Source organism: Bradyrhizobium sp. UNPA324 (assembly GCF_006658635.1).
Taxonomy (GTDB): domain Bacteria; phylum Pseudomonadota; class Alphaproteobacteria; order Rhizobiales; family Xanthobacteraceae; genus Bradyrhizobium; species Bradyrhizobium nanningense.
In genome coordinates, this window is record NZ_LFJD01000004.1 from 5601418 (window position 1) to 5615243 (window position 13826).

Genomic DNA, 13826 nt, shown 5'->3' on the forward strand with positions numbered 1-13826 from the left:
CGTCTCGAAGGATAGAGGCCCGGATGGTGGTCTCATGGTTCGAGACGGCGCTTCGCGCCTCCTCACCATGAGGCTTCTCTCTTACGCCCCGATCGCGATTTTCGGCTCGGCGTCCGCGTTGGCGGCCATTTCGCGCAGCGCGCGCCGGTACTCGACCGGCATCACCTTGCGGAATTTGGGCAGCCAGTCCTTCCAATTGGCAAGGATGTCGGCGGCACGCTTGGAGCCGGTGGCTTTGGCGTGGCGCGAGATCAGGACGTGCAGCCGCTCGACGTCGGAGGCGAGCAGGTTCTTGAACACGTCGACCCGGCCGTGCGCCTCGAGGTCACCGGCATGGTTGTAGGTGCCGGCGTTGATCAGCTCTTCGGACAGCACCGGCTCGAGTTCGACCATGCTGAGGTTGCACAGCTTGTCGAAGTCGCCGGTCTCGTCGAGCACATAGGCGATGCCGCCGGACATGCCGGCCGCGAAGTTGCGCCCGGTCTTGCCGAGCACGACCACGATGCCGCCGGTCATGTATTCGCAGCAATGATCGCCCGCGCCCTCGACCACGGCGATCGCGCCCGAGTTGCGCACGGCGAAACGCTCGCCGGCGATGCCGCGGAAATAGCACTCGCCTGCAATCGCGCCGTACATCACGGTGTTGCCGACGATGATGCTCTCTTCCGGCACGATGCTGCTGTTGGCCGGCGGCTTGACGATGATCTTGCCGCCCGAGAGGCCCTTGCCGACATAGTCGTTGCCTTCACCCTCGAGCTCGAAGGTGACGCCGTGGGCGAGCCAGGCGCCGAAGGCCTGACCGGCGGTGCCCGTGAGGCCGACATGGATGGTGTCGTGCGGCAGGCCGGCATGGCCGTAGATCTTGGCGACGGCACCGGACAGCATCGCGCCCGCGGAGCGGTTGGTGCTGTTGATCTTGGCCTCGATCTTCACCGGCGCGCCGCGGTCGAGTGCAGGCTTTGCCTGCTCGATCAGCGAGCGGTCGAGCACCGCCTCCAGGTGATGGTTCTGGCGCTCGGAGTGATAGATCTTCTGGCCCTTGTCTTCCTTCTGCTTGACGAACAGCTTGGAGAAGTCGAGCCCCTTGGCCTTCCAGTGCGCGACCAGCTTGGTCTGGTCGAGCAGCTGCACCTGGCCGATCATCTCGTTGAAGGTGCGGAAGCCGAGCGAGGCCATGATCTCGCGGACTTCCTCCGCGACGAAGAAGAAGTAGTTGATCACGTGCTCGGGCTGGCCGGTGAAGCGCTTGCGCAGGACGGGGTCCTGGGTCGCGACGCCGACCGGGCAGGTGTTGAGATGGCACTTGCGCATCATGATGCAGCCGGCCGCGATCAGCGGCGCGGTCGCAAAGCCGAACTCGTCGGCGCCGAGCAGCGCGCCGATCACGACGTCACGGCCGGTGCGGAAGCCGCCGTCGACCTGGACCACGATGCGGCTGCGCAGCCGCTCGCGCACCAGGGTCTGGTGGGTTTCGGCGAGGCCGATCTCCCAGGGGCTGCCGGCATGCTTGATCGAGGTCAGGGGCGAAGCACCGGTGCCGCCCTCGAAGCCCGCGATGGTGACATGGTCGGCGCGCGCCTTGGCGACGCCCGCAGCCACCGTGCCGACGCCGATCTCGGAGACGAGCTTGACCGAGACGTCGCCCGTCGGGTTGACGTTCTTGAGGTCGTAGATGAGCTGCGCCAGATCCTCGATCGAGTAGATGTCGTGGTGCGGCGGCGGCGAGATCAGGCCGACGCCCGGCGTCGAGTGCCGGACCTTGGCGATGGTTGCGTCGACCTTGTGGCCGGGCAGCTGGCCGCCTTCGCCGGGCTTGGCGCCCTGTGCCATCTTGATCTGCATCATGTCGGAGTTGACGAGATACTCCGTGGTGACGCCGAAGCGGCCCGAGGCGACCTGCTTGATTGCCGAGCGCATGGAATCGCCGTTCGGCATCGGCTTGAAGCGGTCGGCTTCCTCGCCGCCTTCACCGGTGTTCGACTTGCCGCCGATCCGGTTCATGGCGATCGCGAGCGTGGTGTGCGCCTCGCGCGAGATCGAGCCGAAGCTCATCGCGCCCGTGGCGAAGCGCCTGACGATGTCCTTGGCCGGCTCGACCTGGTCGAGCGGGATCGGCTTGCGCTTCTCTTCCTCCGCGTTCTTGATCCGGAACAGGCCGCGCAGCGTCAGCAGGCGCTCGGACTGCTCGTTGAGGGTCTTGGCGAAGGCGCGGTAGCGCTCCTGCGAATTGCCGCGCGCGGCGTGCTGCAGCAGCGACACCGACTCCGCGGTCCAGGCATGGTCCTCGCCGCGGCTGCGATAGGCATATTCGCCGCCGACATCGAGCGCGGTCTTGTAGACCAGTGCCTCGCCGAACGCGTCGGCATGACGGCGCACGGCTTCTTCAGCGATTTCGGCAAGGCCGACGCCCTCGACGCGGCTGTGGGTGCCGGCGAAGAACTTGGCGACGAAGTCGGCCTTGAGGCCGACGGCGTCGAAGATCTGCGCGCCGCAATAGGACTGGTAGGTCGAGATGCCCATCTTGGACATCACCTTGAGCAGGCCCTTGCCGATCGACTTGATGTAGCGCTTGACGATCTCGTAGTCGTCAAGCGAGCCGGGCAGGCGGTCCTTCATCGCGACGATGGTTTCGAACGCGAGGTAGGGATTGATCGCCTCCGCGCCGTAGCCGGCCAGGCAGGCGAAGTGATGCACCTCGCGCGGCTCGCCGGATTCGACGACGAGGCCGACCGAGGTACGCAGGCCCGTGCGGATCAGGTGATGATGCACCGAGGCACAAGCCAGCAGCGACGGGATCGGCACCCGGTCGGTACCGACCATGCGGTCGGACAGGATGATGATGTTGACGCCCTCGCGCACCGCGCTCTCGGCGCGTGCGCAGAGCTCGTCCAGTACCTGGTCCATGCCGGCCGCACCGAGACCGGCGTGGAAAGTGGTGTCCAGCGTGCGCGACTTGAAGTGGGTGTCGGCCACGTCCGAGATCGAGCGGACCTTTTCGAGGTCCGCGTCGGTCAGGATCGGCTGGCGCACTTCGAGACGCTTGGTGGTGGCCATGCCCTGCAGGTCGAACAGGTTCGGCCGCGGTCCGATGATGGAGACGAGGCTCATCACCAGCTCCTCGCGGATCGGGTCGATCGGCGGGTTGGTGACCTGCGCGAAGTTCTGCTTGAAGTAGGTGAACAGCGGCTTGGCCCTGTCCGATAGCGCCGAGATCGGCGTGTCGTTGCCCATCGAGCCCGCGGCCTCTTCGCCGGTGGCTGCCATCGGCGTCATCAGGATGGCGATGTCTTCCTGGCTGTAGCCGAACGCCTGCTGGCGATCCAAAAGCGACAAATTGGAGCGCACGCCTGTTGTCGGCACCTTCGGCAGCTCTTCCAGCACGATCTGGGTTCGCTCCAGCCACTCCTTGTAGGGGTGGCTCCGGGCGAGGTCGGCCTTGATCTCGTCGTCAGGAATGAGGCGACCCTGTTCGAGGTCGACCAGCAGCATCTTGCCGGGCTGCAAGCGCCACTTGGTGATGATCTGGTCCTCGGGAATCGTCAGCACGCCCATCTCGGACGCCATCACGATGCGGTCGTCCTTGGTGACGAGATAGCGCGCGGGCCGGAGGCCGTTGCGATCGAGCGTGGCGCCGATCTGGCGGCCGTCGGTAAAGGCGATCGCGGCGGGGCCGTCCCATGGCTCCATCAGCGCGGCGTGATATTCGTAGAAGGCGCGGCGCTTCTCGTCCATCAGCGGATTGCCGGCCCAGGCTTCCGGAATCATCATCATGACGGCATGCGGCAGCGAGTAGCCGCCCTGCACCAGGAATTCGAGCGCGTTGTCGAAGCAGGCGGTGTCCGACTGGCCTTCATAAGAAATGGGCCAGAGCCGGTTGATGTCCTTGCCGTACAGCTCGGAGCTCACCGAAGCCTGCCGCGCCGCCATCCAGTTGGTGTTGCCGCGCAGCGTGTTGATCTCGCCGTTATGCGCGATCATGCGGTAGGGATGCGCCAGCGACCAGGCCGGGAAGGTGTTGGTCGAAAAGCGCTGGTGAACGAGCGCGAGCGCGCTCTCAAAGTCCTTCTCGTGCAGATCGGGATAGTACTTGCCGAGCTGGTCGGCGAGGAACATGCCCTTGTAGATCACGGTGCGGCAGGACATCGAGCAGGGATAATAGCCTGCAAGCCCGCGGTCGCGGCGCTGGTAGATCGCCTGCGAGATCGACTTGCGCAGGATGTAGAGCCGGCGCTCGAACTCGTCCTCGGTCTTGGCGGTGCCGTTGCGGCCGATGAACACCTGCATGCAGGCGGGCTCGGTCGGCTTCACGGTGACGCCGAGCGAGGAATTGTCGGTCGGCACGTCGCGCCAGCCGAGCAGGGTCAGGCCCTCTTCCTTGATCTGGTCGGCGATGATGCTCTTGATGACGTTGCGCCAGGCGGTGTCGCGCGGCATGAACAGCGCGCCGATGGCGTACTCGCCGGGCGCCGGCAGCGCGAAGCCGATCTCCCCAGCCTTGCGGCTGAAGAAGGCGTGCGGGATCTGCACCAGAATGCCGGCGCCGTCACCGGCGCGCGGGTCGGCGCCGACGGCACCACGATGCTCGAGGTTGCAGAGGATGCTCAGCGCGTCCGCGACGATCGCGTGCGACTTCCGGCCCTTGATGTTGGCGATGAAGCCGACCCCGCAGGAATCCTTTTCGAGGGCGGGATCGTACAGGCCTTCGGCCTTGGGGCGCGAATTGTGCTCCTGAATCGGATCGGTCGTTTTCGAGGCGGCCGTCGCCGACAGCTGTTCTGCCACGATGCTTGCGCGCTCGAATTGCGACCCGTTCATTGTTCCTGTCCTCTCCATGCGGCAAGCTGCCTCACCGCCATCTTCGGCGCACCTTGGGCGTTCCGCGGCACCCGCCTCTGGGTTACCGCTCGTCCGTTAGCGAGCCGCATTTTCTTAAATTCAGGCCTAGGCGTTCTTCGTCCCCGAGAACGGCTTTGCCTGGTACCTTCCTGGGGCTCAAGAGCACCAGGATTCGCTGCAATCCCTGTGCCGGGACCGCAAGCAAAATTGAGACAGTCTTCCTGTCCTAACCATCACCTTGCCAAATTTTTGTCTAGCACACAAGCGTGCGGAAGTCCCGATTCCCGATAAGTCAATCAATCGCTTTCCAAAAGTTGCGCAGCCTCGCTTTTGGAGCAAACGCGCCCCGATCCGGCCCTGTGGACGCCGGAATCCCGAATGAAGCTTCGCCTCAGCCCTTCGAACGGAGCGCCACGCCGCAAGAAGCGAAAGAGCGCGAGGCGTTCGGGGGCCTGACAGGAGCGTATCGACCATGAAGTTTTTCACAGGATGTGTGGCTGCTGTCGCGCTGGCGCTGGCTGCAACCGCCGCTCGGGCACAAGTTCCGGCGAGCGGTATCGGGGGCGGGGGCTATGTCGCGGTGTCGGATTTCGACGGACCGCCGGGCGAAGCCGCGCCGCCGCCGCGTTACGGCTATGAGGAGCGCGGCCCGGCGCCTGCGCTGCTGCCGGCCACCGAGGTCTATGCGGTCCTGCGCGACAACGGCTTCTCGCCGCTCGGCATCCCGCGCCTGCGCGGCAGCGTCTACACCATCGCGGTGATCGATCGCCGAGGCGACGATGGCCGGCTCGTGATCGATGCCCGCGACGGCCGGATTGTCCGCTTCCTGCCGGTCGCCGATGCCTATGGCATGGCGCCCGTCTATGAGGAACGCGCGGTTGCGCCTTACGGGCCGCAAACCGCGCTGCCGCCGCCAACCATGGTCCGCAGCGGTCCGCCGCGCCCGCCGGCCGCGATTCCGCATGTGGCGAGCCGTAAGGTACCGTTGCCCAAAGCCGCTCCGTCGCGCGGCGAGACGCCGGTCGCCGCCAAGCCGGCGGAGACGGTGGTGCAGCGGGCTCAAGCACCGGCCCCGCAGCAAACCGCGGCCGCGCAGGCTAAGCCGGCCGAGGCTGCGGCGCAGGCCGCCGCGCCGACCGTCGGCCAAGCCAAGCCTGCCCCGACGATCCTGCCGACACAGGACATGCCGGCCGCGCAGGGGCTCGATTAGCGCTGCAAGTTTGGTGCGACGGCGCCAGCCAAATCAACGGTGTCGTCCCCGCGAAGGCGGGGACCCATACCGCGTGATTGATTGGTGGGGATGAGGTGCGAGTACCGGATCACCAATCTTCGCCAAACTCCGCCCTGTGGCTATGGGTCCCTGCGTTCGCAGGGACGACGATGGGGTGAGAGCTAAGCAAGACAAAAAGCGCCCGAAAATTTCGGGCGCTTCTGCGTGACGGCGGCTAAGCCTCAGCTCCGCGTATACCCCGCGGCTTCCAGGATCAGATTCGCCACCTCCTTCGGATGTGACACCAGCGAGAGATGGCCGGCATCGAGCTCGATCGTGGTAGCGTTCATGCGCTTGGCGAGGAAGCGTTCGAAATCCGGGTTGATGGTGTAGTCGTTCTTCGACACCGCGTACCAACTCGGCTTGCTGTGCCACGCCGCTTCCGTGGTGCGGCCGGCGAAGATCGAGGCGGCGGTCGGCCATTGCACGGCGTAGAGCTCCCTGGCCTGCTCGGGCTTCACGCCATTGGCAAAGTACTTCAGGAAGGCGTCTTCCGAGAGCTTGGTAGTGCCGTCGCGCTCGACGATGCCGGCTCGCGCGGGACCGGTCGGAAACTGCTTCGACAGCGCGACGAAATCCTCGTTCGCATCGGGCGCGCGTGCGGCGACATAGACGAGTCCGGTCACCTTTGGATCGGTGCCGACCTGGCTGATCACGGTGCCGCCCCAAGAATGCGCGGCCAGCACGGTGGGACCGTCCTGCTCGGCCAGCGCGCGCTTGGTGGCCTCGACGGAGTCGCTGAGCGACGACAGTGGATTCTGGACCGCGGTCACGTGCAGGCCCGCGGCCTGCAGGATCGGGATCACCTCGGACCAGCTCGAGCCGTCGGCCCAGGCGCCGTGCACCAGCACGACGTTCGTCGCCTTCACGGTCTGCCGTGTCTGTGCGTGGGCGAGGCTGAGAGGAGCCGCAAGCAGGCTCGCGGCGACGAAAAGGCTGCGCCAGAGTGACATGATCTTTCTCCGTCTTGTTCTTGGGTTCGATGTCCAAAGGACGGAGCGCGCAGCGGCGACGTTACGCGTCCCCACTGCTCTGTGATGCAGCGCAAAATAAAAACGCCCCGGGGCACCGGGGCGTTTTCGTAACCTGGAAGTTGCGCGTGATTTACGCGGCGGCTTGCGCGGCCGAGTTCTCGATCACCTGCGCCTTCGGCGCGCCGGTGTTGATCGAGATCTGGCGCGGCTTCTTCGCCTCGGGAATCTCACGGACGAGGTCGACGTGAAGCAGCCCATTCTCGAGCGAGGCGTCCTTCACCTGCACGAAGTCGGCGAGCTGGAAGGCGCGCTCGAAGGCACGCGCGGCGATGCCGCGGTAAAGCACCTCGTTCTTGCTGTTCTCGTTGGCGACCTTTTCGCCCTTGATCGTCAGCGTGTTTTCCTTCGCGACGATGGAGAGCTCATCCTTGGCGAAACCCGAAACCGCAACGGTGATGCGGTAGGCGTTCTCGCCGGTACGCTCGATGTTGTAGGGGGGATAACCGGGGCTGCCGCCGTCCGAACCGGCCTGGTCGAGCAGGCTGAAGAGGCGGTCGAAGCCGACGGTGGAACGATAGAACGGGGTGAGATCGTAGCTACGCATGGTCAAGTCCTCCATTGAGCGACTGTTGGTAACCCGCCCGCCAATCGGGCCGGGCTTTCAGCTGTGTGCAGCCTGATGTTCCGGTTCCGAAACACTGGTAGCGGCCTGCACGAAGGTGATATGGGTGGAACGAGACGGCGTTCAAGAGGGCGGCATTGGCGCCTTTTCGGCGCTTTGGCCCCTTGATTTGCAGCACTTCGCGCCCAAGCACCTCCAATCATGACGCTGGTCTCGATCCCGTCCAATCCCGTGCCCGAAAACGTCGTCAGCGGCACCATCAAGACCCCCGATGGCGCCGAGCTGCGCTTTGCGCGCTGGGCGCCGCCGGCGAACCGCAAGGGCACGGTCTGCGTCTTCACCGGGCGCAGCGAGCAGATCGAGAAGTATTTCGAGACCGTGCGCGACCTGCGCGACCGCGGCTTTGCGGTGGCGATGATCGACTGGCGCGGGCAGGGCCATTCCTCGCGGCGCCTGCGCGACCCGCGCAAGGGCTATGTGCGCGATTTCTCCGATTTCGAGGTCGACGTCGAGGCCTTCGTGCAGCAGGTGGTGCTGCCGGATTGTCCGCCGCCGTTCTTCGCGCTGGCCCACTCCATGGGAGGCACGGTGCTGCTGCGGGTGGCGCATGCGGGCAAGCGCTGGTTCGACCGCATGGTGCTGTCGGCACCGATGATCGACCTGCCCGGCCGCACCACCTCGTTTCCGGTGCGGGCGTTGCTGAAGACGATGCGCCTGCTCGGGCAGGGCGGCCGCTATGTCCCCGGCGGCAGCGACCGCCTCACCGGGCTCGATCCCTTCATCAATAATCCCGTGACCAGCGATCCGGTCCGCTATGCCCGCAATGCCGCGATCCTGGAGGAGGACCCGACGCTCGGACTGGCGTCACCGACCGTCGCCTGGGCCGATACCGCCTTCCGCGCGATGCACACGTTCAAGCGAACGAACTACCCCTCCGAGATTCGCCAGCCGATCCTGATGCTGGCGGCCTCCAACGACACCGTGGTCTCGACCGCAGCGATCGAGGAGTTCGCCTATCATCTGCGCGCCGGATCCCATCTGGTGATTGCCGGCGCCAAGCACGAGATCCTGCAGGAGCAGGATCGCTACCGCTCACAGTTCTGGGCCGCCTTCGACGCCTTCGTGCCGGGCACGCCGCTGTTCAAGTGAGGACTTGGGCGAGGCATCGTGCTGCAAGCTCGTCATGCCCGGCCATGACGGCGACGAAGAGCGTTGGTCGCACTACAGCGTCTTCAGATACTCGATCAAATCGTAGCGCTCGGCATCGTCCTTGAACATGCGGCCGATCACGCCGGGGCGTTTCGGCTCGCCGTCCTTGCGCTCGAAGGAATGGCCGAGCACGCTGTTGCCCTGGATCGGCTTGCCGTCAGATCCCATTGCAGAGAACTCGGTTTCACCCGTCTTGCACTTTTCGTCCGCGGTGACCGCAAAGCCGACGGTCACGGGATCATAGTCGCGGTGGCCCATGCAGAATTTGGCCGGGCGCTCGCTCGCCGGCTTCAGCAGCCAATACAGCGACGGCACCGAACCGTTGTGCAGGTAAGGCGCGGTGGCCCAGATGCCGTTCAGCGGCCGCGCGCGATAGCGCGGATCGGGCGCCGGATTGAGGCAGTTCTTGCGCGCCAGATTCCACAATTTCCCCCGCTCCGCCTCTGGGACCTTCTCGTCGTCCATCCATTTGCGCGCGACGAGGTCGACCACCGTCATCAGGCCGAGCGCATAGACCATCTCGTTGGGCGATTTGCTCGCGGTCGGGATCTCGCATTGCCACCATGTCTGGAGGTCGGCCGTATTCACTTTCAGGAAGCCGGGCACGTCGACGACCCTGTTGCCGAGCACGAGGGATTGTTCGGGATCCGTCTTGATCTCGTCGAGGGGGATCGTCACCGCGTTCAGGACCTTGCTGTCGCCGTTCGGCTCCCAGTGCTTCGATGACCAGAACGCGGGGGTGTCGACGGCGGGCAGGTGGCATCCGGAGCACATCTCCGTATAGATGGCTCGGCCGCGCTCGACGCGATCGGGCTTCAGCCTCCAGGCGTCGCCGAGGATCTGCGAGGGCCATTTCGGCGCGAGCAGGCCGCCGAATTTCGGACCGGCGGAAGGATCCGCCGGCTTGAATGGATCGGGACCTCTCAGCATGTCCTCGATCCAACCGAGCGTCCTGATGTTCACCGAGGAGCGCCACAGCCTGTCCTCCGGATAAGCGTCGGACAGGTTGAGCAGGGCCGTCACGCCAAGGGCTTCGCCGGCGTTGCGGATCAGCGGCTGCTCGATCGAGGCGTCGTACTGGGCGAACTTGAACCACGGCACCGTCCAGATCGCGGGGTAGCTGACCGGGGCGTCCTGGGCGTGCAGGTTCTTTTCGAATCCCTTGACCCCGCTCAGCGCCAGATCCTGCGAGAATACCTGGTTGCCGATGCGGTTGAGGGCATCGAGACGCCCGAACCCTTCCTCGGTGTCCTTCTGCTGCTTGCCGTCCCAGGTCTTCTTGCCTTCAACCGTTTTTTGCTGCGTTTGAGCCCAGTCGATCAGGAATGTGCCGATTGCGCTGAGCTTCTGCTTGAGCGCCGCGCGGTCCGTCTTGCTGGAATCGGGGCCGAGCACGCGATCGGCAAAGCGGTCGAAGCGGAACGGGACGTAGAGCGTGTAGGCGATCGACAGCCCGGTGGAGAGCTCCAGCTTCTTCAGGTCGGTCATGGCCGGGCCGCCGTCGAAGCGGACGTCCACGCCCTGGTAATGGATCTGGCCGGTGTGGCAGGCCGCGCAGGTCAGTCCGATCTTGTCCTCCTCGCGACGGCCGGTCGCGGGATCCGCGACGCCGGTCATCCGCGCGAAGCCGACCGGCAGGCCGTCGACATTCTCCGCCGGCGTCCACCTGGCCGACCAGTCCGGCACCTGCGTCGTCTCGTAGACATTGGCGTAGCCGAAGCGGCGCAACGTCGTCGTGTCGGTCTGGATCGATTGCGGGCTCGGGATGAAGCCGAAGCTTTCGAGATAGGTGCTGTCCTTCATCATGCCCGGCTTCGAGAACAAGTGCAGGCGTGGCTGCTCCAGGGCCATGAACCACTCATAGGGCACCGGGAAGGTCGCGGTGCCCTGGCTGGCATGATGGAACCAGTGCCGGTCCTTCAGCGACCAGTTTTGCTCGAGCCAGAAGGCGGCCTTCGTCTCCGGGACCGCAGGCAAAGGCGGCGGAAGAAAATTCACGAGGATGCCCTTTTGGGGCAGCATGGCGCGGACCTGGTTGGGAAACTCGGCGATGGCCACCAGGGCGACGAGGCCAAGGCCGATGACGAGCGCCGTCAGCGCGACCGCCCAGCGAAAGCGGAGCTGGCAGGCCGACAGCAGCGGCTGCGACAATATCCGCTGATTGATGCGGTCGGGGAATCGGCGCTCGTTGAACAGCGTGCCAACGTCAGCCACGCTGAGATAACGCTCTTCGTCCCCCTTGCCCTTGCCGATGATCTTCAAGAGGATGGGCCATTCGAACTTCATCAGCAGCGGGTAGTACCAGCGGGCGGCGCTGCCGGCGCGCTTGAGGTTGTCGCGCATGAAGGACTTGATTTCCGCAGCGTTGAGGCCGGGCTCGCTGCTGCCGGTGTTCGGGTCGGTGTAGGTCCGGCCAAAGCTCGCGAGCCGCGCGATCTCGTCCTCGTTGACCTTGCCGTCGACGCCGAGGATGCGCGAGCCGGCGCCGCGCTTGTCGAGCGGACCGCCGCGCAGCGCGTCGAGCTGCGCGCCCGACCAGATGCTCTTCAGGATGTGCTTGAAGCCGTTGGCGATGAGCGCAACGCCGCGGACCTGGATGCGGGCCGAGACCTTCTTCAGCCCCGTTTCGCCGGTCGCATTCGCGATGGTCTGCGACAGCGTGTTGAGAGGGACGGTGCCGCCCTCGACGAAACCTTCGCCGACGAGGCCGCGCAGGAACGGGCATGGATTGTTCGGCGAGACCGGGATCGAGGGATCGAAGGGAGGCTTCGAGGCGGGGTGATGCATGGCCCAAATCCTGAAAACAGCGAATCGTGAAATGGCGCGCCGATCAAGCGTGGAAAGTCCTAACAAACCGACAGCAAGCTATACTACTTGGGCGTGTGGCGAAGTGTGGCCGAATTCACTGTCCTGTCAACCAAAGCAGGCGTGTTTTGGCAACGAAGTGCGAGAACGCCCCTGGGGCGGCGGCCCGCCGGTCAGGACTCGGCGGCGCGTTTGACGTCGCTCTGCACCAGGGTCAGCTTGCCGAGCGGCACGCCGGCCTTCAGCAGCCCTTCGCGGTAGTGAGCGAGATGCTCGGGGTTCTTCCAGTGGAAGTTGCGCAGGTGGCGGTCGACGTTGAGGGTCGGGTAGTTGCTCATCAGCACGCGGGCGGCTTCGCTCGCCTCGTCGCTTCGTCCCAATTGCGCCAACGCAGCGGCGCGGATCGCCAGCGCCTGCATGTGGTTGGGATTGATGTAGAGCTGCTCGCGCGCCCATGACAAGGTCGCGTCATATTGGCGCAATAGATAGTGGCTGAAGGCGTTCAGTGCCGCCCATTGGTAGCGCGGGTCGCTGTTGTCGCGCTGCGCGGCCATCGAGAACAGCTCGATCGCCTCGCGGTGCTCGCCGATGACGAAATGGCAGATGCCGAGCACGCCGCGGGCGCCATTGTCGTAGGGGTTGAGCGCGACGGCGCGCTTGGCGGCGTCCATCGCGGCCTCGTAATGGCCCTCCATCGCATGCGCCCACGACAGGATCGAGAACGCGAAGGACGAGCGCGGGTCGAGCCGGACGCTGGTTTCGGCGAGGTTCATCGCCTCGGCCCACATCTCGCGCGTGCCCTTGACCCAGCCGAACTGGATGCTCTGGATCTGGATCGTGGCGAGATAGGCGTGCGCGATCGACAGTTTGGGATCGAGCCGGATGGCTTCGCGGAACAGCTCGACGGCGACGGCGAGGTCTTCCTTGGTCTGGCGGTAATAGTGCGACAGTCCCTTGAGGAAACGGTCCCATGCGGTCACGTCGGTTGACAGGCGTGCCGGCGCCGAGGCCTCGGCCCGGACGATTTCGGTGGCGATGGCGGCAGACAGGTTGGTGGTGATCTCGTCCTGCATCGCGAACAAATCGCCGATGTCGCGATCGTAACGCCCGGTCCAGAGCTGCTCGCCGGTCTCCGGCGCGATCAGCTCGGCGGTGACGCGGATCTTGGCGCCGGCGCGCCGCACCGAGCCCTGGATCAAGTAGGTGGCGTCGATCTCGCGCGCGATCAGGCGCGTGCTGGTGTTCTTGCCCTTGAAAGTGAAGGTCGAGTTGCGGCTCAGCACGCGATAGAAGGATTGCAGCGACAGCGCGTGGATCAGATCCTCGGTGAGGCCGTCCGAGAAATATTCGTCCTGGGCGTCGCTGAGATTGGCGAAGGGCAGCACGCCGACGATTGCGGTGCGGTACTGCTGCGAGAGGGTGGATGCCTCCCGAAGCTCGGGGGCGAGCGCCGGCGTGCCCTCGGGCGTCCAGGTAAAGACCCCGATCGGATCCTTGATGTTCTTGAAGCGATGGTTGCCGGCATCGGTCAGCGGCACCGTGAGATGCTTGCTCGCCTCGCGGAAGGCCTTGGCCGAGATGGCGAAGCCGCCGGGGTTCGCCACCGATTCGAGACGGACGGCAATGTTGACATCGTCACCGAAGACCTCGTCCTCGTCGGCGATGACGTCGCCCATGTGGATGCCGAGGCGGAACTGCATGGCGCGGTCGGCGGGCAGGTGGTGGTTGCGCTCCGCCATCAACATCTGCATCGCGATCGCGGCCTCGGTGGCGCCGACGATGGAGGCGAATTCCAGCAGGAAGCCGTCGCCGGTGTTCTTCACGACGCGGCCGCCGTGATTGAGGATGATGGGGTGGATCGCGGCGCGATGAGCCTTGAAGGCGGCATGGGTGCCGGCCTCGTCGCTGCCCATCATGCGCGAATAGCCGGCGACATCGGCGCAGACGATGGCAGCCAGACGTCTTTCCATATTCTCGCAGCTCCAAGGGAGGACAGACCGGCCACGGCGTGGCAGTCGCCTCGAATTCCGCATTTCAAGAACCCTACCTTTATAGAGCAGATGCGGCCGAGCGATAGTAGGCTCCGCATTGCAAATTCGAGGTAAATCCT

7 protein-coding genes are annotated in these 13826 nt (G+C 65.2%); 2 read left to right on the forward strand and 5 right to left on the reverse strand.

Annotated elements, in window-relative coordinates; all coding sequences use genetic code 11:
* Positions 1–81: 81 nt before the first annotated feature.
* On the reverse strand, positions 82–4815 hold the full coding sequence (gene gltB / locus UNPA324_RS26950) for a glutamate synthase large subunit (RefSeq protein WP_128921691.1): 4734 nt from the start codon (positions 4813–4815) through the stop codon (positions 82–84).
* Positions 4816–5308: 493 nt separating this feature from the next.
* Here gltB and UNPA324_RS26955 point away from each other — a divergent pair, with 493 nt between their 5' ends.
* Positions 5309–6046 (forward strand): hypothetical protein, encoded by a 738-nt coding sequence (locus UNPA324_RS26955; RefSeq protein WP_141936799.1) that lies wholly within the window; start codon positions 5309–5311, stop codon positions 6044–6046.
* A gap of 242 nt (positions 6047–6288) precedes the next feature.
* Here the strand turns inward: UNPA324_RS26955 and UNPA324_RS26960 are convergent, their stop codons facing one another.
* A complete protein-coding gene (locus tag UNPA324_RS26960) occupies positions 6289–7059 on the reverse strand; it encodes an alpha/beta fold hydrolase (RefSeq protein ID WP_141936801.1) in 771 nt (256 codons plus the stop codon).
* A gap of 151 nt (positions 7060–7210) precedes the next feature.
* A complete protein-coding gene (locus tag UNPA324_RS26965; protein WP_164936533.1) occupies positions 7211–7684 on the reverse strand; it encodes an Hsp20 family protein in 474 nt (157 codons plus the stop codon).
* Between the two features lie 219 nt (positions 7685–7903).
* Here UNPA324_RS26965 and UNPA324_RS26970 point away from each other — a divergent pair, with 219 nt between their 5' ends.
* Positions 7904–8851, forward strand: coding sequence for an alpha/beta fold hydrolase (locus UNPA324_RS26970; protein ID WP_141936803.1), 948 nt, complete (start codon positions 7904–7906; stop codon positions 8849–8851).
* Between the two features lie 72 nt (positions 8852–8923).
* Here the strand turns inward: UNPA324_RS26970 and UNPA324_RS26975 are convergent, their stop codons facing one another.
* Both UNPA324_RS26975 and UNPA324_RS26980 read right to left on the reverse strand, forming a co-directional pair.
* Entirely contained in the window at positions 8924–11698 is a 2775-nt protein-coding gene (locus UNPA324_RS26975; RefSeq protein ID WP_141936805.1) for a di-heme-cytochrome C peroxidase, read from the reverse strand.
* Between the two features lie 191 nt (positions 11699–11889).
* Positions 11890–13686 carry an adenylate/guanylate cyclase domain-containing protein gene (locus UNPA324_RS26980; protein ID WP_164936532.1) on the reverse strand — a complete coding sequence of 599 codons (1797 nt, stop codon included), beginning with the start codon at positions 13684–13686 and terminating at the stop codon, positions 11890–11892.
* Positions 13687–13826 lie beyond the last annotated feature (140 nt).